Source organism: Methylobacterium sp. Leaf87, from assembly GCF_001422775.1.
Taxonomy (GTDB): Bacteria; Pseudomonadota; Alphaproteobacteria; order Rhizobiales; family Beijerinckiaceae; genus Methylobacterium.
Genome location: NZ_LMMI01000007.1, coordinates 148,758 through 171,833 on the forward strand (window position 1 = coordinate 148,758; position 23,076 = coordinate 171,833).

The following is a 23,076-nucleotide window of genomic DNA, read 5'->3' on the forward strand; positions in this document are numbered from 1 at the left end:
CCGCCAAGTGTCTGTCTCCTGAAAGCTGAGGGGCGGCTTCCTAGCATGCGGGAAGGCGCGGTTCTTGACGGTTCGATGACAGTTTCCGGTCCGCAGCCTCTAATCGTCGGCCTCGTCGTTGGTGGCATCGAGGCCGAGGCGGGCGAGCACGGCCAGCGCCAGGGGCCGGGTGATGCGCCGGCCGCGCCCGAGGGCGTCGCGGTCGAGTTCGCTCACCACCTGTCGGGCGAGGCCGAACGAGCGGTCGATGCGCAGGGCCAAGGCCTCGACCACGGCGAGATCGACCACGAGTTGGCGATCCACGAACAGCTTGACGAGGACGGCGCGCAGGAGCGCATCGTCGGGAGCGAGGATGGTGGCGCCGGGCGCCAGGCGCAGGCGGGAGCGCAGATCCGCCGTCGCGAGGCCCATGGCCTCCACGGCTTGCGCCGCCGTGACGAGGACAGGGCTGCCATGCTCCCGCGCGAGGTTGAGGAGATGGAACAGGGCCGCCTCGTCGCGACCCTCGGGCCGGTCGATGTCCTCGATGACGAGGGCGCCGTTGGAGACGAGGTGCGGCACCCGTGCGGCCTGGACCTCGGCGACGGAGGCGGTCCAGGCATGGGCCCGCGTCGCCCAGATCGAGGCGAGGTGGCTCTTGCCGCTGCCGGGCGGGCCGGTGAGGACGCAGACCGTGTCGGGCCAGTTCGGCCAGGCTTCCACGAGGCCGTAGGCCGCCTCGTTGGCGGGACCGACCAGAAAGTCCTCGCGCCCGTAGCGGGGGTCGGCGGGCAGGTCGAACGCAAGTTGCTTGGGGGGCGCATTCTCGCGGATGGCCATCAGGTCTCACGGTTGGGGAGCAGCACCGGGGAGCCCGCGTGATAGAGCGGACTCTGCAGGTAACGGCTCAGGGCGAAGCGCACCACCACGCCGATGGAAGCGGCCACGGGCACGGCGAGCAGAAGGCCGAGGAAGCCGAACAGCGAGCCGAAGGCCAGGAGCGCGAACATCAGCCAGACCGGGTGGAGGCCCACCGATTCGCCGACGAGTTTCGGCGAGATGATGTTCCCCTCCAGGAACTGGCCCACCGCGAACACCCCGACGGTGAGCCCGATATGGAGCCAGTCGGAATCGGGCCAGAACTGCGCCAGGGCGACGCCGACGGAGAGCAGGAAGCCGGTGAGCGTCCCCACATACGGGATGAAGGTGAGGAAGCCCGCGATGAGGCCGATGAGCACGCCGAAGTTCAGCCCGACCACGAACAGCCCGACGGCGTAGAAGGTGCCGAGGATCAGACAGACCAGGGTCTGGCCGCGCACGAAGCCGGTGACGGCCCCGTCGATCTCGCGGCCGAGGCGGCGCACCACGGCGCGGTGGCGCGGCGGCACCCAGCCGTCGAGGGCCGCGATCATCCGGTCCCAGTCGACGAGCAGGTAGAACGCCACCACGGGCGTCACCACGAGGAGCGAGGCGATGGAGATCAGCGCCTGACTGCCCGACCACAGGGATTTCAGGAAGGCGAGGAACCACGTCCCGCCCTGCCCCACCAGGGTGCCGACGGAGGATTGCAGGTCGGTCAGGACATCCGCGCCGCCCATGCGCTGCAGCAGCGGGCCAGCCCTCTCCGTCAGGATTCCCTGCAGCCGCGCGACCATGCCGGGCAGGGTCGCGACCAACGCGGCGATCTGGTTGGCGGCCAGCGGCACGACGATGAGGAGCGCCACCACGAGGGCGACCACGAACATCGCCAGGATCAGGAGCGAGGCCGTGAGCCGCCCGAGGCCGAGACGTTCGAGACGGTCGGCGATGGGATCGAGGAGGTAGGCCAGCGCGAGGCCGGCCACGAAGGGCAGCATCACGTCGGCCAGGAGATAGAGGAGCAGGACAGCTCCGCCGAGTGCCAGACACCCGATCACCGCCCTGCCGCGCATCGGCCGTCCTCCGTCCCGCACGCCGCCCGTGCGCTCACGAGAGTGGGAAGCCGGTGGGGTGCGGTCAAGGTATGCCGCAGAAGACTCGCGAAGGCGCGCGGGAATGGTTAGAGGTCGCGAAAGAGCGGATCGGAAGAGAGCGGCGCGGATGACCGGCGAGCCCAAACACGGAATGACCTACGCGGAGGCCGGCGTCGACATCGATGCGGGCAACGCCATGGTCGAGACGATCAAGCCGCTGGTGCGCGCCACCCGCCGGCCGGGGGCGGATGCCGAGATCGGCGGGTTCGGCGGCCTGTTCGACCTCAAGGCGGCGGGGTTCCGCGATCCGATCCTGGTGGCAGCCAACGACGGCGTCGGCACCAAGGTGAAGATCGCCATCGAGACCAACCGCCACGACACCATCGGCATCGATCTCGTCGCCATGTGCGTCAACGACATCATCGTCCAGGGCGCCGAGCCGCTGTTCTTCCTCGACTATTTCGCCACCGCCAAACTCGTGCCCGGCGTCGGGACCGACATCGTGCGCGGGATCGCGGCGGGATGCCGCCTCGCCGGCTGCGCCCTCATCGGCGGCGAGACCGCCGAGATGCCGGGCCTCTACGACGGCGCCGACTACGATCTCGCCGGCTTCAGCGTGGGGGCGGCCGAGCGCGGCACCCTGCTGCCGCGCGGCAACATCGTGCCCGGCGACGTGGTGCTGGGCCTGCCCTCCTCCGGGGTCCATTCTAACGGCTTCTCCCTGGTGCGCCGCATCGTCGAGAAGAGCGGTCTGTCCTACGACGATCCGGCGCCGTTCGAGCCGATCCGCACCCTCGGTGAAGCCCTTCTCGAGCCGACCCGCATCTACGTGAAGCCTCTGCTCGCCGCCCTGAAATCCACGGACGGGATCAAGGCGCTGGCCCACATCACCGGCGGGGGCTTTCCCGACAACCTGCCGCGCGTGCTGCCCGACGGGGTCGGCATCGCCATCGACCTCGACGCGATCATGCCCCCTCCGGTGTTCGGCTGGCTCGCCGAGATCGGCGAGGTCGCCGAATCCGAGATGCTGCGCACCTTCAACTGCGGCATCGGCATGGTGGTGGTGGTCTCGCCCGACAGCGTCGGCGCGGTGTCGAAGGCGCTGGATCTCGGCGGTGCCTCGCCCGTGCGGCTCGGCCGGATCACGACGCGGGGTCCCGAGTCCGTGACCTTCGAAGGCCGGCTCACGTTTTGACGGTGCCGCGCTGATGACGCCTCCGAAAAAAACCCGGGTCGCGATCCTGATCTCGGGACGCGGCTCGAACATGGCCGCGCTCATCGCGGCGGCCGCGGCGCCGGATTTTCCCGCCGAGATCGTGCTGGTGGCCTCCAACCGGCCCGAGGCCGGGGGCCTCGCCACGGCGGCGGCGGCCGGCATCGCGACGCGCGCCATCGACCACAAGGCCTATCCGAGCCGCGCGGCCTTCGACGCGGCGCTGCACGCCGAACTCGTGACCGCGGACATCGACCTCGTGTGCCTCGCCGGCTTCATGCGGATCTTCTCCGCCGGCTTCGTCGAGGCCTGGGCCGGGCGGATGATCAACATCCACCCCTCCCTGCTGCCCCTGTTCAAGGGCGTGCACACGCACGAACAGGCGTTGGCCGCAGGTGTGCGCCTGCACGGCTGCACCGTGCATTACGTGGTGCCGGAGCTCGATGCCGGGCCCATCGTCGCCCAGGCCGCCGTGCCGGTCCTGCCGGGCGACGATGCCGACGCGCTGGCCGCCCGCATCCTGGTGCAGGAGCACCGGCTCTATCCGGCGGCCCTGGCGCTCATCGCCTCGGGCCGTGCGCGCCTCGACGGCGACCGGGTGGTTTTTTCGGACGATGTGAGCCGGGCGGACGGCGCCCTGCTCAGTCTCCGAGACGAGACGGGTTGTTGAGAAAAAGGGCGGACCGGCGCGGCGGGCCCGCCCTGATGCCGATCAGGCCGGGCGCGGCAGCTGGCAGCTGTCGAGGGCCGAGAGCGCCTTGGCGCGGGCCGAATCGTTGAAGTAGCCGGTGGTGCGATAGGCGACGAGTTCGTTCTGGTCGAGGCTCGCCAGGGTGCGCTGGGCGTAGCAGCCGCACGGGCGGGCGAGGGAGACCTCGGACACGTTCTGGAGCCGGGCCTGCGTCACCGTGCAGGCATGGCGCACGCGACCGGTGAGGTTGCTCGCGGTGGCGGTCTTGAGGGCCGGATCGGGCGTGTAGCCGGCGAGCTCGGCCGTCGGGCCGGCCTTGTTGGCGTTGCAGGCGGCGAGCGCAGCGAGGAGGCCTGCGGCGAGCAGAAGCCGGCCGGTGCGCGGAGCGAGGAGGCGCATGGTGTGAGGGGTCCGTGAAAGCGATTCGGGAAACAGCCCGGTTTCACGGAGCCCTGGTGGCCGCGCAAGGGCAGCGCGGCCACAGCGTGGCGGCAAATACCGCCGCGCGCCGCCGCCCCTCGGGACGGCGGTGCGCGGCGAAGGCACTCAGCCGGCGATGTCGGAGTCCTGGAAGAACTGCGCGATCTCGAGCTTGGCGTTCTCGGCGCTGTCGGACCCGTGGACGGTGTTCTCGCCCACCGACTCGGAGAAGGTCTTGCGGATGGTACCCTCGTCGGCATTGGCCGGGTTCGTGGCGCCCATGATCTCACGGTAGCGGGCGATGGCGTTCTCGCCCTCGAGCACCTGCACGACCACGGGGCCGGAGATCATGAAGTCGACGAGCTCGCCGAAGAACGGGCGCTCCTTGTGGACCTCGTAGAACTTCTCCGCCTGGGCACGGCTCATCTGGATGCGGCGCTGACCGACGATGCGCAGGCCGGCCTTCTCGATCACGGCATTGACCGCGCCGGTCAGGTTCCGCTTCGTCGCGTCGGGCTTGAGGATGGAGAAGGTGCGCTCGGTGGCCATGGTTCGTCCGGTTCTGATTCTGTGGCCGGAACTTAAGGCTCCGGCGCCGGGCTTATAGCGGGGGCGCCCCCGCCCCTCAACCCGAGGGTAAAAACCCTTGCCTCACGAGGAAAAACCCTCGGCCATGGCTTGAGCGCAACAGTGCCGGAAATTCGCCCGATTGCGCGGGCTTTCTGGTGTCAACGACACCGACCCCTTCCGCCGTTCGACGGAGACCATCCCATGCGCGTCGCCCTGACTGCCGCCTGCCTTCTTTCCGGCTTCACCATCGCCCAGGTGGTGCCGGCCCTCGCCGCTCCCACCCAGGACCCGTCGGGCACCTGGCTCACCGGCGACGGACGGGCCAAGGTCCGCATCGACCGGTGCGGCCCGGGCGGCGCCAACATCTGCGGCAAGGTGGTCTGGCTGAAATCCCCCACCACCGAGGACGGCGCTCCGCGCACCGACATCAAGAATCCCGACCCGAAGAAGCGCAGCCGCCCTGCCTTGGGCCTTACCCTCCTCGACAACCTCAAGCCCGAGGAGTCGAAATTCTCCGGCGAGATCTACAACGCCGACGAGGGCAAGCTGTACCAGGTGAGCCTGGAGCGTGAGAGCGCCTCCGAGCTGTCGGTCTCGGGCTGCCTCCTGAAGATCCTGTGCGGCTCGCAGACCTGGACCCGGGTGCCAGATGTGAACCAGCAGGCCACCAACGTGGCCGGCGAGGCCGCCGCCCCGGCGCCGAAGCCCGCCGCGAAGGCGGTTCCGAAGCCGGCGGCCAAGGCCGCTCCGGCGGAATAACGGTCCCCGGGGGGCATTGCCCCCCTTGTGTGGAAGGGAGGGTCCCCCCCCTTTCAGATCGCCGCGAACCCGCGCTGCACGGCGGGCCGCGCCAGCATCCGGGCGATCCAGGCCTCGACATTGGGCAGGGCGGCGAGGTCGACGCCCTGCTTCTCGTGGTACTTGGCCCAGGGCAGGATCGCGATGTCGGCGATGGAAATGTCTCCCGCGACATAGTCCCGGCCGTCGAGTTGCCGGTCGAGGACGCGATAGAGCCTCTGGGCCTCCGTGGTGAAGCGCTCGATGGCGTAGGGAATCTTCTCCTGCGCGTAGATGCGGAAATGATGGGCCTGACCGAGCATCGGCCCGAAGCCCGCCACCTGCCAGATCAGCCACTCCTCGACCTTCACCCGCGCGCGCTCGTCGGCGGGGAGGAAGCAGCCGGTCTTTCGGCTGAGGTATTGTAGGATCGCCCCCGATTCGAAGATTGTGATCGGCTCGCCCCCCGGCCCGTCGGGGTCGACGATGGCCGGGATCTTGTTGTTGGGCGAGAGCGCGAGGAAGTCCGGCGCCATCTGGTCGCCCCGGCCGATGTTCACGGGCACCACCCGATAGGGCAGGCCACACTCCTCCAGCATGATCGGGATCTTCCAGCCGTTGGGCGTGCTCCACGTGTGTACGTCGATGGGTCGTCCCGGAGCGTGTGCCATGCGGTTCATCCCGGCCAAGGTTCGTCGTGCTTCCTGTGCCGGATCAAACCGCAACGCCAGCCGATGGTTGCGGGCGGGGTGCTGGGCGGATCGCGGGCCGGCCTTACGTCGGGGAGATTGCTCCGCAAAAGCCTCTTGCCGAACGCTCTGGTTGTGGGTGTGATGCGCCGTGCCCGCCCCATAGGGGCAACCCCGCAATCGAGAGTTGTTACGATGCCGTTCCGCTCCCTCCTCCTGGCCTGCCTCGCCGCCCCGCTCCTGCTGTCCCAGCCAGTCTTCGCCCATGAGAAAGGCACGGCCGCCAAGGAGCCGACCGTGAGCCAGAGTGCGGCGCGCACGCGCCAGAAGACCTGCGGTGCGGAATGGCGGGCGCTCTCCGTCGCCGACAAGGCCGCCAAGGGCCCGAAATGGCCGCAGTACTTCAGCAAGTGCGTGAAGCGCCTCAAGGAACAGAAGGCCTGATCCACAAACACCGGTGCGTCGGGCACCGTAGCGCTTACCCGGGAACGCTTGCCCGTCTGCCCTGTTGGCCGTCGGGCGGCTTGTACGGGACGGGACGGGGCGATGCGGGAACGGCAGGCGTTGCAGCGCGTGGTGGCGGCGGTCGCCCTCGTGCCCGTCGTGTCGGGCCTCTACGGCGTCCTGTTCGGCCTGAGTAGCGGGGGCGGCCTCGTCGATGTCTCCGCCGACAGCCATTACCGCTACCTGTCGGGCCTCCACATGGGCATCGGCATCCTGTTCTGGATCTGCGTGCCGGGAATCGAGGCCAAGGCCGGCCTGTTCCGCTTTCTCACCCTGGTGGTGGCGCTGGGCGGCCTAGCCCGGCTCCTCGGCCTGGCGCTGACCGGCCTGCCGTCCCTGACCATGATGGCGGCGCTCGCCGTGGAGCTCGTGGTGACCCCGCTCCTGTGCCTGTGGCAGGCGCGGGTCGCCGGATCATCCGCGGACGCCCTCGTTCCGGCGGCGTCACGCGTTCCATGAGCGAAGCGACGCAGGACGCGCCCTCCCTCCTCGACCGCACCCTCGCCTTCGCCGACCGAGTGGTGCCGCCGCCCTCCGCCTGGGCCTTCGCCCTGCGGATCTGGCTCGCCATGGTGCTGGCCCTCTACGCGGCGTTCTGGCTCCAGCTCTCGGGAGCCTCCTCGGCCATGGTCTGCGTGGCGATCCTGGCCCAGCCCAAGCGCGGACAGGCCCTGTCGAAGGCGCTCTACCGGTTCGTGGGTACGATCGTCGGGGCCGTGGTGGCCATCGTGCTCATCGCCCTGTTCGCGCAGGACCGGGTGCTGCTGCTGGTGTCGTTCGCGACCTGGCTGATGCTGTGCGTCTTCACCGCCCACTTCCTGCAGGACACCCGGGCCTACGGGGCGATGCTGTCGGGCTACACCGTGGCGATCATCGCCATCGCGCATATCGACGCGCCGCAGGCGGTGTTCGAGGCCGCCGTCGACCGGGTGGCGGCGATCGCCATCGGCATCGTCGCCATCACCTTCATCAACGATGCCCTCGCCTCCCCCAGCACGTGGCGCACGCTGCGCACGCCGCTGGACGGCGCGCTGGAGGCGACCCGGGCTTTCGCGCGCGACACCTTCACGGCAGGCGATCCCGGATCGGAGCGCGCCGGCGCCCTCATCCGCCGCATCGCGGTCATGCGGGGGGACGCCAGTGCCATCGCGGGCGAACTCGACGACGGCCCCAACCGGGCCGCGGGGGCCCGCAGCGCCATCGCGGCCCTCTACGCCATGGCGGCCTCCGCCCGTGCCTTCGGGACCGCCGCCGACCGCGCGCCCGGCCCCGCCGTGGCGGAGGCCCGTGTCCTGTGCCTCGACCTCACCCGCGACGGCGCGCGGGACGCGGCCCTCCGGGCGGCCGAACGCCTGCGCGACGGTCTCGCCGACACCGTCGGGCGCGGGGCCGATCTCGGCGAGGTCCTGGCCCTGCAGCGCGCCGTCGATTTCGCCCGGAACGCCGCCTTCGCGCAGGACGGCGCCGAGGCCCTCGACACCGGGAAGCGTCCCTTGCGCGACGTGCCCCTGCCGACCCATCGCGATTTCCCCGTGGCCCTGCGCGGGGCCGCGCGGGTCGGCATCGCGTTCGGGACGACGGCCCTCCTTCTCATCTTCGCGGGCTGGCCGGCCACCTCCTTCGCCCTGGTCCAAGTGGCCGCCACCTGTGCGCTCTCCTCCATCACGCCGGACCCGAAGGCGTTCGCCCGGGGCGTGCTCATCGGCATGCCGCTGGCCGCCCTGTGCGCCGGACTCGTCCTGTTCGGGCTGCTCGCCGGGGTGCAGGGGTTTCCGCTGCTCGCCATCGCCATCGCGCCCGTGGTGTTCGTGGCCTGCTTCCTCAGCCTCAATCCGCCGACCTTCGGTGTCGGCTTCATCCTGCTGGTGTTCTTCCCCGTCCTGCTCTCGCCCTCGAACCCGCAGACCTACGATCCGCAGACGTTCTTCGCGAACGCCCTGCTGGTGGTGATGGCGGCCCTCATCCTGTTCGTCACCGTGCGGGTGGTGCTGCCGATCTCGCCCTCCCAGCACCGGGCCTTCGCCCTCGATTCGGCACGGCGCGCCCTGGTCGATGCCCTGGCCGGCGAGGGCGGCGATGCCACCACCCGGACCAGCCTCAACAGCGATCGCCTCCTCCAGTTCGCGCAATGGAGCTCGAAGAGCGGCGCCGTGCGGACGGCAAGCCTCGACCGGGCCTTCGATCTCGCCCGGATGGAGGCGGCCGCCGCCCGGGCTCATGCGGAGCTCAGGCGTCTCGCGAGCGACCCCGCCCTCGCGGATGCCGCCGGGGCGGCGCGGCAGGCGATCATGGCCGTGGACCGCCGGGCCATCGAGGCGGCGGCGCACGCGCTGCTGGCCGCCGGGCGGGGGACCGCGCGGACCACGCGCCTCGCCATCGCCCGGGCGGCGAGCGATCTCGCCACCATCGCCAACGTCGCCGCGACGCAGGGGCGGTTCCTGCGCCGCCTCGGACTGAAAGGCGCCTGATGCGTTCGGACCTCGACTTCGGCGGCGTTCTCGTCTCGCCCTTCGTCGCCTACGCCGCCGGCGCCCTGGCGATCCTGATGCTCCTGCGCGTCGCCTTCAACCGTCTCCGCTTCAGCCGCTACGTCGCCAATCCGCCGCTCGCGGAGGCCGGCCTCTACGTCTGCATCCTCGCCCTCCTGATCGTGTTCCTGTGACGATGTCCGACGAATCCCGAGATGCCCGCCAAGACGCAGACCGGAAGGCGCAGCCGGCCAAGGCTCCCAAGACGGTAGGCCGGCCCCGGCGGATCCTGCGCCTGTTCGCCACCGGCCTGATCCTGGCCTGCGCCTTCGTGGCGGCGGCCCTGGTCTGGCAATTCTACGTCACCGCGCCGTGGACCCGCGACGGCCGGGTGCGCGTGCAGGTGGCGAGCGTCGCGCCCCAGGTCTCGGGCCAGATCGTCGAGTTGCGCGTCACCGACAACCAAGCGGTCAACAAGGGAGACGTGCTCTACGTCATCGATCCGTTCGATTTCGACGTCGCCATCGCGTCGGCCCAGGCCGAGATGGACAACCGCGAGGCCGACCTCCAGGTCAAGCGCACCCAGGCCGCGCGGCGCGAGGCGCTCACCACCCTGTCGACCTCCGTCGAGGAGAAGCAGCAATTCGCCGGCACGGCCAAGATCGCCGAGGCCGCCCTCGCCTCGGCCAAGGCGCAGCTGTCCCAGGCCAAGATCAACCGCACCCGCACGGAGGTGCGCGCGCCCGTGAACGGCCGGGTGACCAACCTGCTCCTGCGGGTCGGCGACTACGCCACCACCGGCACCGTCAACATCGCGGTGATCGACACCGATTCGTTCTGGATCGACGGCTACTTCGAGGAGACGAAGATGGCCCACATCCATGTGGGCGACACCGTCTCGGCGCAGCTCCTCGGTTACGATCCGATCATCCGCGGCCGGGTCGAGAGCATCACGCTCGGCATCAGCATCGCCAACGCGGCGCCGAGCACGCAGGGGCTGCCCAGCGTCGATCCCGTCTACACCTGGGTCCGGCTCGCCCAGCGCGTGCCCGTGCGGGTGCGCATCGAGGACGTGCCCGCGGGCGTGACCCTGGTGGCCGGCATGACCGCCACGGTCTCCGTGGGGGAGCCGAGCGTCCACGGACGCAACTGGTGGGCGGCCCTGCGCCAGCGCGTCTCGGGCTGGGCGGTCCCGACCCCGAACCCGTGAAGCGGGTGGGGTGGGGACGGGCGCCAAGACGTTGACCGTTCAGGACGTTTCGCGGCGCTCCCTCACTCCGACCGGAGACTTTCGACAAAGCCGGCAAATAGGGGGTTGACGCTTCCCCCCGGCAGTCGCAGTCTGTCCTTGTGCTTCGCCAGTCAAGCACAGACAAAGCAACGAGGTAACCAGCAGCGACGTTTGACGTTCGATTGCGGCCAACCCCGAGTGGGAGACGAGCATGACTCCACCCCAGCAGCACGCTGCGGCGACGATCCGAGCTTAATTCGATCCGGATCCGAGCAGCGAAGACACGAATCACGGGACGGAAGCGGTCACCGGGGCGCAGAAGCGGCCTTTACGGCACGACTTCGAACACGCGAAATGCCCCATCTCGACCGCTTCCGCCGCCGGTTTCTCTTGCTCAGCCTTGGCGGCTGAGATCTAAGTTCATCAAGATTTCATCGTAGAAGACGTCGGCGATGTTCAGCGCGCGGCTCGATGCCGTATGGCACGAACCCGGCGGCTTCGTAGGGCCGGATCGCGCCGTGATTGGCGGCCTCCACGGACAACCCCACATCGTCCACGCAAGTCTCCGCATAGGCGGTCACGGCCGCGATGAGCAGCATGCCAACGCAGACGCCGCGTGCGTCCGCGCTGACGAAGACGCCCCACGAAGCGCCCCCCACAAAGTGCCGTTGGTAGCAGAGCTTGGGCGCCTCGGGCACGTAGAGTGCCGCGCCTCCGACCAGGTCCGCCCTCCCCGCTCCAGGCACCGAATACGGCTTGGATCTCCAGGGGTCACGGCGAACCACGCGAGCGGCTGTCTGGATTCCACCTCCCCTGACGCGCCGAACGCCTCCGGGTGCCGGGTAAGGCATCGAGACGCACGGCGTGGAAAGCCGGCGTATCGGCCGGCCGAGATGGCGGATCGTGAAAGCGGATGCCGGGCTCAACGCGTCATTCCCTCGCGACGAAGCTGGTCTCGTCCCGCTTGCGGCTACCGGATTCACACGACTGCGTTTTTCCAGAAGCAGGGCGCGGCCCTCTTCCCACAGGGGGAGGAGGGCCGCATCGCGCTGAGATGTGTGGATACAATGGCCGCTGGCGGGGAGAGGGAATGCGCACCGAGGGCCTTCACGCCCACCCGCGCCATCTGCAGCCCTACCCTCGTGGGGAGGGCAGCGCGCCTCCTACTCGATGCCGAGCTTCGCCTTCAGCAGGGCGTTCACCGCCGCCGGGTTGGCCTTGCCGCCCGTGGCCTTCATGGTCTGGCCGACGAACCAGCCGAGGAGCGTCGGCTTTTCCTTGGCCTGTTGCACCTTGTCGGGGTTCTTCGCGATGATCGCGTCGATGGCCGTCTCGATGGCGCCGGTGTCGGTCACCTGTTTCATGCCGCGCGATTCGACGAGCGCGCGCGGGTCGCCGCCCTCGGTCCAGACGATCTCGAACAGGTCCTTGGCGATCTTGCCGGAGATGACGCCCTCGCCGATGAGGTCCACCACGGCACCGAGTTGATCCGCCGAGACCGGGCTCGTCTCGATGCCCTTGCCCTCCTTGTTGAGGCGGCCGAACAGCTCGTTGATCACCCAGTTCGCCGCGGCCTTGCCGTCGCGCCCCTTGGCCACCGCCTCGAAATAATCGGCCGAGGACCGCTCGGCGATGAGCACCCCGGCGTCGTAGGGGCTGAGCCCGTAGGCCTCGATGAAGCGCGCCTTCTTGGCGTCGGGCAGTTCGGGCAAGCCCTCGGCGAGCCGATCGACGTAGGCCTGGTCGAACTCCAGCGGCAACAGGTCGGGATCGGGGAAGTAGCGGTAATCGTGCGCCTCTTCCTTGGAGCGCATGGAGCGGGTCTCGCCCTTGCTCGGATCGAACAGCCGGGTCTCCTGGGAGATGGTGCCGCCATCCTCGATGATGGCGATCTGGCGCCTTGCCTCGACCTCGATGGCCTGGCCGATGAAGCGGATCGAGTTGACGTTCTTGATCTCGCAGCGGGTGCCGAGCGGGTCGCCGGGCAGGCGCACGGACACGTTCACGTCGGCCCGGAGCGAGCCCTTCTCCATGTCGCCGTCGCAGGTGCCGAGGTAGCGCAGGATGGTGCGCAGCTTGGTCACGTAGGCGCGCGCCTCCTCCGACGAGCGCAGGTCGGGGCGCGAGACGATCTCCATGAGGGCGACGCCCGAGCGGTTGAGATCGACGAAGCTCTGGGTCGGGTTCTGGTCGTGGAGCGACTTGCCGGCGTCCTGCTCGAGGTGCAGGCGCTCGACGCCCACCGTGATCGTCTCGCCATCGGGCAGATCGACCAGCACCGTGCCCTCGCCGACGATGGGGTCCTTGAACTGGGAGATCTGGTAGCCCTGCGGCAGGTCCGGGTAGAAGTAGTTCTTCCGGTCGAACACCGAGCGGTGGTTGATCTGCGCCTTGAGCCCGAGGCCCGTGCGCACGGCCTGGGCGACGCATTCCTCGTTGATCACCGGCAGCATCCCCGGCATGGCCGCGTCCACCAGGGAGACGTGGTCGTTGGGCTCGCCCCCGAATTCCGTCGCGGCGCCGGAGAACAGCTTGGAGCGGCTCGTGACCTGGGCGTGGATCTCCATGCCGATCACGACCTCCCAATCGTGCAGGCCGCCCTTGATGAGTTTTTTTGGGTTCACGGCTGCGGTCATGATGGCCCAGGTTCAGCGTTGCGGAGCGCGGGTGAGCGCCGGAAGGGTGCAAGTCATCGAAGGTGGAAATGCCGGCCGGCGCGGTCAAGCGCGCAGGCGATAGAGCTGGTGCGCCAGGAAGCCCAGGGCACCCCACAGGAATCCGGCGATCCAGCGGATCGGAAAGAAGGTCGGTCCGTCGTGGCTCACCGGGGCCGGCCAGGGGATGCCGATGGCCGTGACGCCCCACGACACCAGCACGGAGACCGAGAAGGCCATCAGCGACACGAGGATGACCTTCACGAACTGATCCGACTTCCAGCCCATGACCAGCGCGATGGCGATCAGAACGGGATCGAACGCGGCCCAGATCCACTCGTTGAAGGCATAAACCGGGACGGTCATGGCCGCGCTTTCATGCCCACCACGCCGCCGGCAGTTTGGTCCGACCGGCGGCCGTCTCGATCACCTGGGCGGCGGCGAACAGGGTCTCCTCGTCGAAGGGCCGGCCGATGAGCTGGAGGCCCAGCGGCAGCCCCTGCGCATCGAGGCCGGCGGGCACCGAGAGACCGGGAAGCCCCGCCATGTTCACCGTGATGGTGAACACGTCCTGCAGGTACATCTCGACGGGGTCGCCCGAGCCCTTCTCGCCGAGCCCGAAGGCGGCGGACGGGGTGGCGGGGGTGAGGATCGCGTCGATGCCCGACGCGTAGGCCTCCTCGAAGTCGCGCTTGATCAGGGTGCGGATCTTCTGGGCGCGGACGTAATAGGCGTCGTAATAGCCCGCCGACAGCACGTAGGTGCCGATCATGATCCGGCGCTTGACCTCGCGGCCGAAGCCCGCCGCGCGGGTGTTCTCGTACATCCCGGCGATGTCCTTGCCGGGCACCCGCAGGCCGTAGCGCACGCCGTCGTAGCGGGCGAGATTGGAGGAGGCCTCGGCCGGGGCGACGATGTAGTAGGCCGGAAGCGCGTAGGGGGTGTGCGGCAGGGAGATCTCGCGCACCGTGGCGCCCGCGTCCTTGAGCATCTCCGCCCCGCGGTCCCACAGGGCCTGGACCTCGGCGGAGAGGCCCTCGACCCGGTACTCCTTCGGAATGCCGATGGTGAGGCCCTTCACGCCACGCGACACCGCCGCCTCGAAGTCCGGCACGGGAAGATCGGCGCAGGTGGTGTCCCGCGCGTCCTGACCGGCCATGGAGCCGAGCAGGATGGCGCAGTCGCGCACGGTGCGGGCGATGGGTCCGGCCTGATCGAGGGACGAGGCGTAGGCCACCGTGCCCCAGCGCGAGCAGCGCCCGTAGGTCGGCTTGATGCCCACCGTGCCGGTGAAGGCGGCGGGCTGGCGGATGGAGCCGCCGGTGTCCGTGGCGGTGGCGCCGAGGCACAGGTGGGCGGCGACGGCCGCGGCGGAGCCGCCCGACGAGCCGCCCGGCACCAGCTTGGTGTCGGACCCGTTGCGCCGCCAGGGCGAGATCGTGTCGCCGTAGGCCGAGGTCTCGTTGGACGAGCCCATGGCGAACTCGTCGAGGTTGAGCTTGCCCAGCATCACGGCGCCGTCGCGCCAGAGGTTGTGCGTCACGGCCGATTCGTAGTGCGGCTGGAAGCCTTCGAGGATCTTGGACCCGGCGGTGGTGGCGACGCCGTGGGTGCAGAACAGATCCTTGATGCCCAGCGGAATGCCCTCCAGGGGGCGCGCCGCGCCGGCGGCGATCTTGGTGTCGGCCACCTCCGCCATGGCGAGCGCGCGCTCGGGCGTCTCCAGGATGTAGGCGTTGAGGCCGCGCGCCTTCTCCATGGCGGCGAGATGCGCCTTCGCGAGATCGGTGGCGGAGAAGTCCTTGGCCTTGAGCCCGTCGCGGGCGTCGGCCAGGGTGAGTTCGTTCAAGGTGGTCATGGGCGTTCGGTCCTCAAGATCCCGACGGACCCCGTCGCCGGTCTCGGCGCCGAACGATCCTGCCAGGAGGCATCACGAAAACAGGGGCGGCGCTACTCGACCACCTTCGGAACGAGGAAGTAATGGTCCTCGGTCTCCGGCGCGTTGAAGACGATGTCGTCGGCGTGGCCGCCCTCCGTCACCGTATCGGTGCGCTTCTTCATCGCCATGGGGGTCACCGAGGTCATCGGCTCGATCCCCGTCACATCGACGGCGCCGAGTTGCTCGACGAAGGCCAGGATCGCATTCAGCTCGCCCTGGAGCGGCGCGACCTCGTCCTCGCTCACCGCGATGCGCGCCAGATGCGCGATGCGCCTCACCGTCGTTGCGTCGACCGACATGCTGCCTTGAGCCCCCAGGAGGATGCGCCGGGGCTTTGACGACCGCGACGGAACACGGCCGGGCTATAGCACCCGCCTTCGCGCGCTCGCAACGCCGGGCGATCCCGTCTCAGGCGATCATATGGCCGGCGCGGGCGGGCACCTCCACGGAGATGCCGGGCCTGTGGGGGTTGCGCTCGGCCTGCTGGAAGCCGAAGGCGACGATCTCAACGGCCAGGAGCAGCATCAGCTTGTGCCGGAACGGCATCGTCCGGCGGGCAACCGGGGCGGGGGGATTCGTTCCGGACAGGTTCATACGCACCACCCACGACGTTAACACCTTGTTAACGATGCTATGACCGGACGGTGCCGGCAAGGCCAGGGCGACGTTTGCTTAGGGTTAATGGACACGGAGACGACGGCATGTGGGACACGGTGTTCGCGCAGGGTGTGGCCGGACCGGTCTCGGGGGAGGCGGATCTCGCCCGCGCCGAGGCGGAGCTGGGCTTCCCCCTCCCCGCCTCCTACCGGGACTTCTGCCTGCGGTGGGGTGCAGGCCTGGCCGCCGGTCATTTTCGCGTCCTGATCCCCGGTCCCGCTCCGGAGACGGACCTCGTCACCGGCGCGGAGCTCATGGCCCACAGCATCGGCGCCGTCCTGTCGGATCGTCCCGACCATGGGTTCGAGGTGGAGGGCGACGATCCCTCCGTGGTGGAGCGGGCCTGCTTCTTCGGCCGCTCGGAGGCGGGCGAGTTCCTGTTCTGGGATGTCGTCCCGGAGCGGCCCGAATACGAGATCTGGGTGATGGGCGCCGACCTCGAATCCGTGCGCTTCGGCGGGGCGGATCTCGGCGACTTCCTGCGGCGGGTGCAGACGCCGACCGTGCGCGGCATCCTCGGCATGGGTGCGGCCCCCCTGCCCTCGACCTTCGTGGGCGACGATCCGGCCCCCAGCACGCATTGACGGCGGCGGGCGCCCGGATTGCCACTCGGCCACGGATCGATCAGGAGGGGCGGATCAGCGGAGAGCGAACGACATGACCGAGGCCGAGATCCGTGCCTTCGCGGAGGCGTCGCAGGGCGGCCGTCGTCTCATCGGAATCGATCTCGGCACCAAGACCATCGGGCTCGCCCTGTCGGATGTCGGGCGCCAGATCGCCTCGCCCCTGGAGACCATCCGCCGGGTGAAGTTCACGCCCGATGTCGCCCGCCTGCGCCAGCTCTGCGAGACCCACGGGGTCGGCGGCCTCGTCATGGGCCTGCCCCTCAACATGGACGGCAGCGAGGGTCCGCGCGTGCAATCCACCCGCTCCTTCGTGCGCAACCTGAAGCCGCTCCTCGACCTGCCGGTCCTGTTCTGCGACGAGCGCCTGTCCACGGCCGCGGTCACCCGCGCCCTCATCGCCGCCGACGCCTCGCGGGCCAAGCGCGGCGCCGTGGTCGACATGCTGGCCGCCGCCTACATCCTCCAGGGGTGCCTCGATCAGATGCGGGGGGTGCTGACGGACGAGGCGGCGGACGACGCGTGAGGTGCGGGGCCCGCACGCGTCGGCGGCGGAGCTTTCGCCCCGCCGCCCGTCTCTCGAGCCAAATGGTGTCGGCGTCGGCCCGCCCCCGCGGCACCGTGCGCGCTACGAGGCCAGCATCGCCTGGGATGCGCCGACCAGGGTGAAGATCAGGCCGCCCGCGAAGGCGCCGATTATCGCGTAGGAGAAGCCCTTCAGGACCATGGGTGTCACCGCCTCCGTCCGGATCAGCAACGGTTGCCGCCGGAGGTCTGGCCGTACTGCATGACCGGAAAATTCTGCTGATTGGCGTTGCCCTCGGCGGCCGAGCTCATCGGGCAGCCACCGTATGACGGCACCCGGGACGGAGCGTTGATCGAACCGGTCGTCTCGACATCGTAGGGGGTGAACGCAGTGTCGCGCGCGGGGCGCTCGAATGCCATCGCAGACGAGATCGGAGCAACGCCAAGCACGAGAGCGGCGGCGATGGCGGCGATACGGGTCTTCATTGTGATACTCAGTTTCCTTTGCAGGTCGAACCGACAAACCGGTTCGTTTCTCTCTGTCTGAACTACAGATGGGGAGCGTCAGCTTGGCGTGACGTGTCGAAGCGCACGCAACCCTGCCGAACCGGCCGATGCGTTGTTTCGAGGGCTTCGGACGCGAACCGAATTCCCCTGCACGGGCCGATGCTTTAGCGAGCCTGAGGGTGGATCTGCGAGGTTGAGCCGGGAATGTTCGAGCGGGACGTGAACCGAGCCGGGTCTGCGATACGCGCACGGGCGGCCTGTGGCGCCCTGCTGCTGCTCGCGACGGGATCGGCCGCACCGGCGCAGGCTCCCGATCCGCGCATCCTGCCCGCGCAGCCGGCCTACGCCCGCAACGCCGCGTGCGCTCCGTTGCGGATCGCCATGCCGCCCGGCACGCACCGGCTTCCGGGCGACGCCCTGATCTCGCCCAAACCTGCCGAGATTCCCATCGGCCAGGGCGACACCGCCATCTGCTTTGCCTACGCCACCGCCGACATGATCTCCCAGCGCGTCGGCCGGGCCGTCTCGCCCCTGGATGTGGCCGGCAAGTTCTACTTCGCCGATCCGGCCCGGCTCGAAGGCCAGCCCGATCCGGCACTCCGGGCGCATCTGAGGGCGCATCCGAACCATGCGGCCGACATCGCCTGGAGCCGGAACGCGGCCGACATCAATCCCGTCGGCAACCCGGGCCTGCAGCCCTACTTCGACAAGCTGGAGGGCGGCGAGGAGGATGCCGCCGCCCTGCTCTACAACCTCGACGGCCTGTGCGAGGAGCGCGACCTGCCCTCGCACGAGGGCTACGCGCATTTCACCCCCACCTACGCGGCCCTGCGCTTCGGCGCTCCCTTGCGCGCACCGAACCAGTGCCTGCGCCGCGTCGGGGCGACGGTGGGCAAGCTCCGCTCGCGCCGGGCGGACGCCTTCAACGACGCGTGGCTTGCGCGGGTCGAGACCCTGTGCCGGCGCATACCCCTGCCCGTGCCCCTGCTGCCGGTCTCGACGCGTGTCGCCGCCAACCAGCTCGACTTCATGGCGATGCTGGAGGCGGGCCGGCCGCCGGCGCCCCGGGACATCACCCGCCTGCTGGCCCGGGTCGATTACGCCCTCGACCATGGCCGGGCGCCGACCATCGGCTACAGCTGGTACATCCTGCAGGACCGCGACCCGAAGGACCCGGATCTCGCCGCCGACCATTCCAGCGCCGTCATCGGCCGGCGCCGGACGGCGGGCGGGTGCCAGTACCTCGTCCAGGACAACACCGGCGAGTATTGCGCCCGGATGCGGCCGGACATCGCCGGCCGCTGCGACAACGGCCGGGTCTGGCTGCGGGAGGACGAGCTGCGGCGCACCCTCTACAGCGTGATCTATCTGCGCTGAGCCGCCCTCACCCCACCAGGGACACCGCCCCGCTCCCATGCCGCTCGATGCGCCCGTCGAGTTCGAGTTCGAGGAGCGTCGTCTGCACCACGCGCACGCTCAAGCCCGCGGCCCGGGCGAGGTCGTCGGTGCCGATGGGGGTCGGGCTGAGGAGTCCGATGAGGCGGGCGCGGTCGTCCGCAGGCTCGGGCGGCTCGAGGGCGTCCACCGGCATCGGCAGCACGATCCCGTCGACGTCGAGTTCGTCCCAGAAGATCGGCGCGTCGGCGAGATCGGGACGGTCGAGGGCGAGGGGTTCCGTACCGTAGGCCTCGCGTTCGATGAGGGGGGCCACAGCCTCGAGGACGTGAGCGGCCTCCGCCACCAGGGTGGCGCCCTGGCGGATGAGGTCGTTGGTGCCCTCGGCGCGCGGGTCGAGGGGCGAGCCCGGCACGGCGAAGACCTCGCGGCCCTGTTCCAGGGCGAAGCGCGCGGTGATGAGGGAGCCCGAGCGCCGCGCCGCCTCGACCACGACGGTGCCGAGACTGAGGCCCGAGATGATGCGGTTGCGCCGGGGGAAATCGCGGCCCCGCGGCTCCCAGCCCATGGGCATCTCGGCCACCACCGCCCCGCCCGCCTCCAGGATCGCCTCGACGAGGGCGGCGTGGTTGGCCGGATAGATCCGGTCGTGCCCCCCGGCCAGAACCGCCACGGTGCCGGGCAGGAGGGCGGCCTTGTGGGCGCGGGCGTCGATGCCGCGGGCCAGCCCCGAGACCACCACGAGACCGGCCGCGCCGAGGTCCCGGGCGAGGCGCTCGGTGACGCTCAGGCCGGCGGCCGAGGCGTTGCGCGAACCCACGATGGCGACCGCCGGCCGGTTCAGGATGTCCGGGTCGCCCCGCACGGCGAGGAGCGGCGGCGCGGAATCCGCCGCCTGGAGGAGTTTTGGATAGTCGGCCTCGCCCGAGGCCACGAAACGGGCGCCGATGCGGGCCGCGGCGGCGAGTTCGGCTTCGGCCTGCGCCCGGGTCGGCGGCGTGACCCGCCGGCCGGCGCGGCCGGTGATGTTCGGCAACGCCTCCAGGGCGGCGCCGGCCCCGCCGAAGCGGTTGATGAGGGTGCGGAAGGTGCGCGGGCCGATGCCCTCGGCGCGGATGAGACGGAGCCAATCGAGGCGCTGGGCATCGTTGAGTTGCATCGCCCTGCCCCATCACGGTCGGGCGGCGTCGGTGGTCCTCAGCCCTTCTGCCCGATGCGCCCTTCGGTGCCGGCGAGGAGCCGGCGGATGTTGGGCGCGTGCTTCCACCATAGCAGGGCTGCGAGCAGGAGGAAGAGCCATGCAACCCCTGGCTGTCCGAGCGCCCACAGGACGACGGGCGTGGCGGCCGAGGCGGCCAGCGCCGCCAGCGACGAGTACCGCAGGCCGAAGGCGAGGCCGAGCCAGATCGCCGCGAAGGCGGCGAGCGCCACCGGACTCAGCGCCAGGAGCACGCCCAGGAAGGTCGCGACCCCCTTGCCGCCCTTGAACCCGAGCCAGACCGGGAACAGGTGGCCGAGGAAGGCGCCGAGCCCCGCCGCCAGGGCCGGCTCCAGGTTGAACTGGAGACCGATGAGCACGGCCGCCGTTCCCTTGAGGGCATCCCCCAGGAGCGTCGCGGCGGCCAGCCCCTTGCGGCCCGTGCGCAGGACGTTGGTGGCGCCGATGTTGCCCGAGCCGATGGCGCGCACGTCCCCGAGACCGGCCATGCGGGTGAAGATCAGGCCGAAGGGGATCGAACCGAGGAGGTAGCCCCCGGCGAGACCCGCCAGCAGCATCGGCACGGAGGCGGCCTCGGCGTAGGTCACGCGAAGCCCCCGTCCCGGAACACGATGCGTCCGCCGACGAGGGTCAGCAGGGCCGCGCCCTGGAGGCGCGCCTCGTCGAAGGGCGAGTTCTTCGAGCGCGACTTCAGGCGGCGCTTGTCGAGGATGTAGGGCACCTCCGGATCGATGAGCACGAGGTCGGCCGGCGCGCCGACAGCGAGGCGTCCGGCCTCGCGGCGGAGGATCGTTGCCGGATGCGTCGTCAGTGCGGCGAGCAGGCGCGGCAGGGCGATGTCGCCGGTGTGGACGAGGCGCAGGGCGGCGCCCAGCAGGGTCTCGATGCCCAGCGCCCCGTCGGCGGCCTCGGCGAAGGGCAGGCGCTTGGTCTCGACGTCCTGCGGGTTGTGATCGGAGACGATCACGTCGACCACGCCCTCGTTCAGGGCCGCCACCAGGGCGAGGCGGTCGCTCTCGTGGCGGAGCGGCGGCGAGAGCCGGCAGAAGGTGCGGTAATGGCCGATGTCGCCCTCGTTGAGGACGAGGTTGTTCACGGACGCGCCGCAGGTGACGGGCAGGCCGTCCTCCTTGGCCCGTCGCACGATCTCGATGGAATCGGCGCAGGAGATCATCGCCGCGTGATAGCGGGCGCCGGTGAGGCGCACGAGGCGGATGTCGCGCTCCAGCATCACCGTCTCGGCCTCGCGCGGAATGCCGATGAGCCCGAGCCGGGAGGCCATCTCGCCCTCGTTCATCACCCCCTCGCCGACGAGGTCGGGCTCCTCGACGTGCTGCATGATCAGCGCGTCGAAATCCCGGGCGTAGGTGAGGGCCCGGCGCAGGACCTGGGCGTTGGTCACGGCCTTGAGGCCGTCGGTGAAGGCCACCGCGCCGGCCTCCTGCAGCAGGCCGAATTCCGTCATCTCGCGGCCCGCGAGGCCCTTGGTGATGGCGGCGGCCGGCAGCACCGTGACGCAGGCCGTGTCGCGGGCCCGGCGCAGGACGAAGTCGACGATGGCCGGCCCGTCGATGACCGGGTTGGTGTCGGGCATGCACACCAGGGTGGTGACCCCGCCGGCGGCGGCGGCCGCGCTGGCGGAGGCCAGGGTCTCGCGGTGCTCGGCGCCGGGCTCGCCGACGAAGGCGCGCAGGTCGATGAGGCCGGGGGCGAGGACGTGCCCGCCGCAGTCGACGGTCTCGGCCCCCTCGGGGGCGGCCGGGGCGGCGCCCCAGGCGAGGTCACCGATGCGCCCGTCGCGCACGAGGACGTGGCCGGGGGCCTGCCGTCCGCTCGCCGGATCGCACAGGGTGGCGTTGGTGAGGAGAAGGGGAGGATGGGCCATCGGACTCACGCGTTCGGCAGGTGCGTCGCGAGGGCTTCGAGCACGGCCATCCGCACGGCCACCCCCATCTCGACCTGCTCGCGGATGAGGGATTGCGCCCCGTCTGCGACCTCCGAAGAGATCTCGACGCCACGGTTCATCGGCCCCGGATGCATCACCAGGGCATCGGGGGCAGCCAGCGCCAGTTTGTCGCCGTCGAGGCCGAAATAGCGGAAGTACTCCTTCACCGAAGGCACGAAGGAGCCGTTCATGCGCTCGCGCTGCAGGCGCAGCATCATGACGATATCGGCCCCCGCCAGCCCCTTGCGCATGTCGGTGAACACCGCGACGCCGAATCGGTCGAGGCCCGTGGGAAGCAAGGTGGACGGACCGATCACCCGCACCCGGGCGCCGAGCGCCTGAAGCAGGATGATGTTGGAGCGGGCGACGCGCGAATGCAGGACGTCGCCGCAGATGGCGACCGTGAGGCCCTCGATCCGGCCCTTGTTGCGGCGGATGGTGAGCGCATCCAGCAGCGCCTGGGTCGGATGTTCATGGGCCCCGTCGCCGGCATTGACCACGGCGCAATCGACCTTGCGGGCGAGGAGATGCACGGCGCCGGCCGCGTGGTGGCGCACCACGATGATGTCGGGGCGCATGGCGTTGAGGGTCGCGGCGGTGTCGACGAGGGTCTCGCCCTTCTTCACCGATGAGGAGGCCACCGACATGTTCATGACGTCGGCGCCCAGCCGCTTGCCGGCGAGCTCGAACGAGGCCTGCGTCCGGGTGGAGGGCTCGAAGAACAAGTTGATCTGCGTGCGCCCGCGCAAGGTCGTGCGCTTCTTCTCCACCTGCCGCGACAGCGCCACGGCGGCGTCGGCCCGCTCCAGCAGGGCCTCGATGTCGGGGCGCGACAGGCCCTCGATGCCGAGGAGATGGCGGTGGGGGAAGCCGGGCGGAGTCGGGGCGCTGGTCATCACGGGGGTCAGCGCTACAGCGGGTGCGCCGCGCCCGCAAGACGGAGGTCATTCGGAGGCGCGCGACGCAGCCGGCAAAGTGTCCCCATTTGACATCGCCCGAGGGTTAACCCACTTCATGCCCCGCAAAAGGCCCCTGCCCCGGCAGGCGGCCCGCCTTGCCGCATCCACCGCAGCGTGCGCAAGCGCGCAACCGGTCGTTGTCGGACCAAGGCCCTCTCG

General features: G+C 70.1%; 27 protein-coding genes. 11 read left to right on the forward strand and 16 right to left on the reverse strand.

Translation table 11 applies throughout. The features are described 5' to 3' along the window. Positions 1-99: 99 nt before the first annotated feature. Both ASF22_RS06620 and ASF22_RS06625 read right to left on the reverse strand, forming a co-directional pair. Positions 100-813, reverse strand: a complete 714-nt coding sequence (locus ASF22_RS06620; protein WP_056262732.1) for a hypothetical protein — start codon at positions 811-813, stop codon at positions 100-102. A gap of 5 nt (positions 814-818) precedes the next feature. Next, complete coding sequence (locus ASF22_RS06625) at positions 819-1,910, reverse strand: AI-2E family transporter (RefSeq protein ID WP_056168278.1); 1,092 nt, start codon at positions 1,908-1,910, stop codon at positions 819-821. A 148-nt stretch (positions 1,911-2,058) separates the two neighbouring features. On the opposite strand from ASF22_RS06625, the gene purM reads away from it, so the two are divergent. Together purM and purN are read left to right on the forward strand one after the other, a co-directional pair. Continuing rightward, entirely contained in the window at positions 2,059-3,126 is a 1,068-nt protein-coding gene (gene purM / locus ASF22_RS06630) for a phosphoribosylformylglycinamidine cyclo-ligase (RefSeq protein WP_056262627.1), read from the forward strand. A gap of 13 nt (positions 3,127-3,139) precedes the next feature. After that, positions 3,140-3,814: a phosphoribosylglycinamide formyltransferase gene (purN, locus tag ASF22_RS06635; protein WP_056262630.1), complete on the forward strand. Its 675-nt coding sequence runs from the start codon at positions 3,140-3,142 to the stop codon at positions 3,812-3,814. Between the two features lie 42 nt (positions 3,815-3,856). On the opposite strand, the gene ASF22_RS06640 is transcribed toward purN, so the two are convergent. Both ASF22_RS06640 and ndk read right to left on the reverse strand, forming a co-directional pair. After that, on the reverse strand, positions 3,857-4,234 hold the full coding sequence (locus ASF22_RS06640) for a hypothetical protein (RefSeq protein ID WP_056168297.1): 378 nt from the start codon (positions 4,232-4,234) through the stop codon (positions 3,857-3,859). Between the two features lie 147 nt (positions 4,235-4,381). After that, a complete protein-coding gene (ndk, locus tag ASF22_RS06645) occupies positions 4,382-4,804 on the reverse strand; it encodes a nucleoside-diphosphate kinase (protein WP_056168300.1) in 423 nt (140 codons plus the stop codon). Positions 4,805-5,026: 222 nt separating this feature from the next. Here ndk and ASF22_RS06650 point away from each other — a divergent pair, with 222 nt between their 5' ends. Beyond that, positions 5,027-5,584: a DUF2147 domain-containing protein gene (locus ASF22_RS06650; protein WP_056168303.1), complete on the forward strand. Its 558-nt coding sequence runs from the start codon at positions 5,027-5,029 to the stop codon at positions 5,582-5,584. Between the two features lie 53 nt (positions 5,585-5,637). Here ASF22_RS06650 and ASF22_RS06655 read toward each other — a convergent pair whose 3' ends face one another. Beyond that, positions 5,638-6,273, reverse strand: coding sequence for a glutathione S-transferase N-terminal domain-containing protein (locus ASF22_RS06655; protein ID WP_056168415.1), 636 nt, complete (start codon positions 6,271-6,273; stop codon positions 5,638-5,640). Between the two features lie 213 nt (positions 6,274-6,486). Between ASF22_RS06655 and ASF22_RS06660 the strand changes: the two genes are divergently transcribed. From ASF22_RS06660 to ASF22_RS06680, 5 genes are all read left to right on the forward strand, one after another. Beyond that, the gene (locus tag ASF22_RS06660; RefSeq protein WP_056262633.1) at positions 6,487-6,735 is read left to right on the forward strand and encodes a hypothetical protein; all 249 of its coding nucleotides are present in this window, start codon (positions 6,487-6,489) and stop codon (positions 6,733-6,735) included. Positions 6,736-6,837: 102 nt separating this feature from the next. Continuing rightward, entirely contained in the window at positions 6,838-7,254 is a 417-nt protein-coding gene (locus ASF22_RS06665) for a DUF4345 domain-containing protein (RefSeq protein ID WP_056168308.1), read from the forward strand. Continuing rightward, the gene (locus ASF22_RS06670; RefSeq protein ID WP_056262635.1) at positions 7,251-9,263 is read left to right on the forward strand and encodes an FUSC family protein; all 2,013 of its coding nucleotides are present in this window, start codon (positions 7,251-7,253) and stop codon (positions 9,261-9,263) included. Before ASF22_RS06665 ends, ASF22_RS06670 begins: the two co-directional genes overlap by 4 nt. After that, positions 9,263-9,457, forward strand: a complete 195-nt coding sequence (locus ASF22_RS06675; RefSeq protein ID WP_056168314.1) for a DUF1656 domain-containing protein — start codon at positions 9,263-9,265, stop codon at positions 9,455-9,457. Before ASF22_RS06670 ends, ASF22_RS06675 begins: the two co-directional genes overlap by 1 nt. 2 nt (positions 9,458-9,459) lie before the next feature. After that, on the forward strand, positions 9,460-10,473 hold the full coding sequence (locus ASF22_RS06680; RefSeq protein ID WP_056262638.1) for an efflux RND transporter periplasmic adaptor subunit: 1,014 nt from the start codon (positions 9,460-9,462) through the stop codon (positions 10,471-10,473). A gap of 452 nt (positions 10,474-10,925) precedes the next feature. Here the strand turns inward: ASF22_RS06680 and ASF22_RS23635 are convergent, their stop codons facing one another. The 6 genes from ASF22_RS23635 to ASF22_RS23640 form a co-directional block, all read right to left on the reverse strand. After that, positions 10,926-11,093 (reverse strand): hypothetical protein, encoded by a 168-nt coding sequence (locus tag ASF22_RS23635; protein WP_156647623.1) that lies wholly within the window; start codon positions 11,091-11,093, stop codon positions 10,926-10,928. A 564-nt stretch (positions 11,094-11,657) separates the two neighbouring features. Continuing rightward, positions 11,658-13,130, reverse strand: a complete 1,473-nt coding sequence (gene gatB, locus ASF22_RS06690) for an Asp-tRNA(Asn)/Glu-tRNA(Gln) amidotransferase subunit GatB (protein WP_056262643.1) — start codon at positions 13,128-13,130, stop codon at positions 11,658-11,660. An 84-nt stretch (positions 13,131-13,214) separates the two neighbouring features. Beyond that, a complete protein-coding gene (locus ASF22_RS06695) occupies positions 13,215-13,514 on the reverse strand; it encodes a hypothetical protein (RefSeq protein WP_056168326.1) in 300 nt (99 codons plus the stop codon). A 10-nt stretch (positions 13,515-13,524) separates the two neighbouring features. After that, positions 13,525-15,006, reverse strand: coding sequence for an Asp-tRNA(Asn)/Glu-tRNA(Gln) amidotransferase subunit GatA (gene gatA / locus ASF22_RS06700; protein ID WP_056168329.1), 1,482 nt, complete (start codon positions 15,004-15,006; stop codon positions 13,525-13,527). 92 nt (positions 15,007-15,098) lie between these two features. Beyond that, positions 15,099-15,386: an Asp-tRNA(Asn)/Glu-tRNA(Gln) amidotransferase subunit GatC gene (gene gatC, locus ASF22_RS06705; RefSeq protein ID WP_056168332.1), complete on the reverse strand. Its 288-nt coding sequence runs from the start codon at positions 15,384-15,386 to the stop codon at positions 15,099-15,101. A 109-nt stretch (positions 15,387-15,495) separates the two neighbouring features. After that, a complete protein-coding gene (locus tag ASF22_RS23640) occupies positions 15,496-15,681 on the reverse strand; it encodes a hypothetical protein (protein WP_156368890.1) in 186 nt (61 codons plus the stop codon). 107 nt (positions 15,682-15,788) lie between these two features. On the opposite strand from ASF22_RS23640, the gene ASF22_RS06710 reads away from it, so the two are divergent. Next, positions 15,789-16,328: an SMI1/KNR4 family protein gene (locus ASF22_RS06710; RefSeq protein WP_056168335.1), complete on the forward strand. Its 540-nt coding sequence runs from the start codon at positions 15,789-15,791 to the stop codon at positions 16,326-16,328. Positions 16,329-16,401: 73 nt separating this feature from the next. Next, entirely contained in the window at positions 16,402-16,893 is a 492-nt protein-coding gene (gene ruvX / locus ASF22_RS06715) for a Holliday junction resolvase RuvX (protein WP_056262647.1), read from the forward strand. A 224-nt stretch (positions 16,894-17,117) separates the two neighbouring features. On the opposite strand, the gene ASF22_RS06720 is transcribed toward ruvX, so the two are convergent. Then, positions 17,118-17,378 (reverse strand): hypothetical protein, encoded by a 261-nt coding sequence (locus ASF22_RS06720; RefSeq protein ID WP_056168343.1) that lies wholly within the window; start codon positions 17,376-17,378, stop codon positions 17,118-17,120. 225 nt (positions 17,379-17,603) lie between these two features. On the opposite strand from ASF22_RS06720, the gene ASF22_RS06725 reads away from it, so the two are divergent. Continuing rightward, entirely contained in the window at positions 17,604-18,776 is a 1,173-nt protein-coding gene (locus ASF22_RS06725) for a hypothetical protein (RefSeq protein ID WP_056262650.1), read from the forward strand. 7 nt (positions 18,777-18,783) lie between these two features. Here the strand turns inward: ASF22_RS06725 and dprA are convergent, their stop codons facing one another. Genes dprA through ASF22_RS06745 form a run of 4 tightly spaced genes read right to left on the reverse strand, consistent with a single transcriptional unit; the run spans position 18,784 to position 22,854 of the window. Then, positions 18,784-19,953, reverse strand: a complete 1,170-nt coding sequence (gene dprA / locus ASF22_RS06730; RefSeq protein ID WP_056262652.1) for a DNA-processing protein DprA — start codon at positions 19,951-19,953, stop codon at positions 18,784-18,786. A 38-nt stretch (positions 19,954-19,991) separates the two neighbouring features. Next, positions 19,992-20,600, reverse strand: coding sequence for a glycerol-3-phosphate 1-O-acyltransferase PlsY (gene plsY, locus ASF22_RS06735; protein ID WP_244473690.1), 609 nt, complete (start codon positions 20,598-20,600; stop codon positions 19,992-19,994). Beyond that, entirely contained in the window at positions 20,597-21,898 is a 1,302-nt protein-coding gene (locus tag ASF22_RS06740; RefSeq protein ID WP_056262655.1) for a dihydroorotase, read from the reverse strand. The genes plsY and ASF22_RS06740 overlap by 4 nt, the downstream gene beginning before the upstream one ends. Before the next feature lie 5 nt (positions 21,899-21,903). After that, positions 21,904-22,854: an aspartate carbamoyltransferase catalytic subunit gene (locus tag ASF22_RS06745; protein WP_056168362.1), complete on the reverse strand. Its 951-nt coding sequence runs from the start codon at positions 22,852-22,854 to the stop codon at positions 21,904-21,906. Between the last annotated feature and the right edge of the window lie 222 nt (positions 22,855-23,076).

Excerpts from the sequence above, each read along its gene's own strand:
- ASF22_RS06625 (WP_056168278.1), bottom strand. The coding sequence starts at position 1,910 with ATGCGCGGCAGGGCGGTGATCGGGTGTCTGGCACTCGGCGGAGCTGTC.
- purM (WP_056262627.1), top strand. The coding sequence starts at position 2,059 with ATGACCGGCGAGCCCAAACACGGAATGACCTACGCGGAGGCCGGCGTC.
- purN (WP_056262630.1), top strand. The coding sequence starts at position 3,140 with ATGACGCCTCCGAAAAAAACCCGGGTCGCGATCCTGATCTCGGGACGC.
- ASF22_RS06640 (WP_056168297.1), bottom strand. The coding sequence starts at position 4,234 with ATGCGCCTCCTCGCTCCGCGCACCGGCCGGCTTCTGCTCGCCGCAGGC.
- ndk (WP_056168300.1), bottom strand. The coding sequence starts at position 4,804 with ATGGCCACCGAGCGCACCTTCTCCATCCTCAAGCCCGACGCGACGAAG.
- ASF22_RS06650 (WP_056168303.1), top strand. The coding sequence starts at position 5,027 with ATGCGCGTCGCCCTGACTGCCGCCTGCCTTCTTTCCGGCTTCACCATC.
- ASF22_RS06655 (WP_056168415.1), bottom strand. The coding sequence starts at position 6,273 with ATGGCACACGCTCCGGGACGACCCATCGACGTACACACGTGGAGCACG.
- ASF22_RS06660 (WP_056262633.1), top strand. The coding sequence starts at position 6,487 with ATGCCGTTCCGCTCCCTCCTCCTGGCCTGCCTCGCCGCCCCGCTCCTG.
- ASF22_RS06665 (WP_056168308.1), top strand. The coding sequence starts at position 6,838 with ATGCGGGAACGGCAGGCGTTGCAGCGCGTGGTGGCGGCGGTCGCCCTC.
- ASF22_RS06670 (WP_056262635.1), top strand. The coding sequence starts at position 7,251 with ATGAGCGAAGCGACGCAGGACGCGCCCTCCCTCCTCGACCGCACCCTC.
- ASF22_RS06675 (WP_056168314.1), top strand. The coding sequence starts at position 9,263 with ATGCGTTCGGACCTCGACTTCGGCGGCGTTCTCGTCTCGCCCTTCGTC.
- ASF22_RS06680 (WP_056262638.1), top strand. The coding sequence starts at position 9,460 with ATGTCCGACGAATCCCGAGATGCCCGCCAAGACGCAGACCGGAAGGCG.
- ASF22_RS23635 (WP_156647623.1), bottom strand. The coding sequence starts at position 11,093 with ATGCTGCTCATCGCGGCCGTGACCGCCTATGCGGAGACTTGCGTGGAC.
- gatB (WP_056262643.1), bottom strand. The coding sequence starts at position 13,130 with ATGACCGCAGCCGTGAACCCAAAAAAACTCATCAAGGGCGGCCTGCAC.
- ASF22_RS06695 (WP_056168326.1), bottom strand. The coding sequence starts at position 13,514 with ATGACCGTCCCGGTTTATGCCTTCAACGAGTGGATCTGGGCCGCGTTC.
- gatA (WP_056168329.1), bottom strand. The coding sequence starts at position 15,006 with ATGACCACCTTGAACGAACTCACCCTGGCCGACGCCCGCGACGGGCTC.
- gatC (WP_056168332.1), bottom strand. The coding sequence starts at position 15,386 with ATGTCGGTCGACGCAACGACGGTGAGGCGCATCGCGCATCTGGCGCGC.
- ASF22_RS23640 (WP_156368890.1), bottom strand. The coding sequence starts at position 15,681 with ATGAACCTGTCCGGAACGAATCCCCCCGCCCCGGTTGCCCGCCGGACG.
- ASF22_RS06710 (WP_056168335.1), top strand. The coding sequence starts at position 15,789 with ATGTGGGACACGGTGTTCGCGCAGGGTGTGGCCGGACCGGTCTCGGGG.
- ruvX (WP_056262647.1), top strand. The coding sequence starts at position 16,402 with ATGACCGAGGCCGAGATCCGTGCCTTCGCGGAGGCGTCGCAGGGCGGC.
- ASF22_RS06720 (WP_056168343.1), bottom strand. The coding sequence starts at position 17,378 with ATGAAGACCCGTATCGCCGCCATCGCCGCCGCTCTCGTGCTTGGCGTT.
- ASF22_RS06725 (WP_056262650.1), top strand. The coding sequence starts at position 17,604 with ATGTTCGAGCGGGACGTGAACCGAGCCGGGTCTGCGATACGCGCACGG.
- dprA (WP_056262652.1), bottom strand. The coding sequence starts at position 19,953 with ATGCAACTCAACGATGCCCAGCGCCTCGATTGGCTCCGTCTCATCCGC.
- ASF22_RS06740 (WP_056262655.1), bottom strand. The coding sequence starts at position 21,898 with ATGGCCCATCCTCCCCTTCTCCTCACCAACGCCACCCTGTGCGATCCG.
- ASF22_RS06745 (WP_056168362.1), bottom strand. The coding sequence starts at position 22,854 with ATGACCAGCGCCCCGACTCCGCCCGGCTTCCCCCACCGCCATCTCCTC.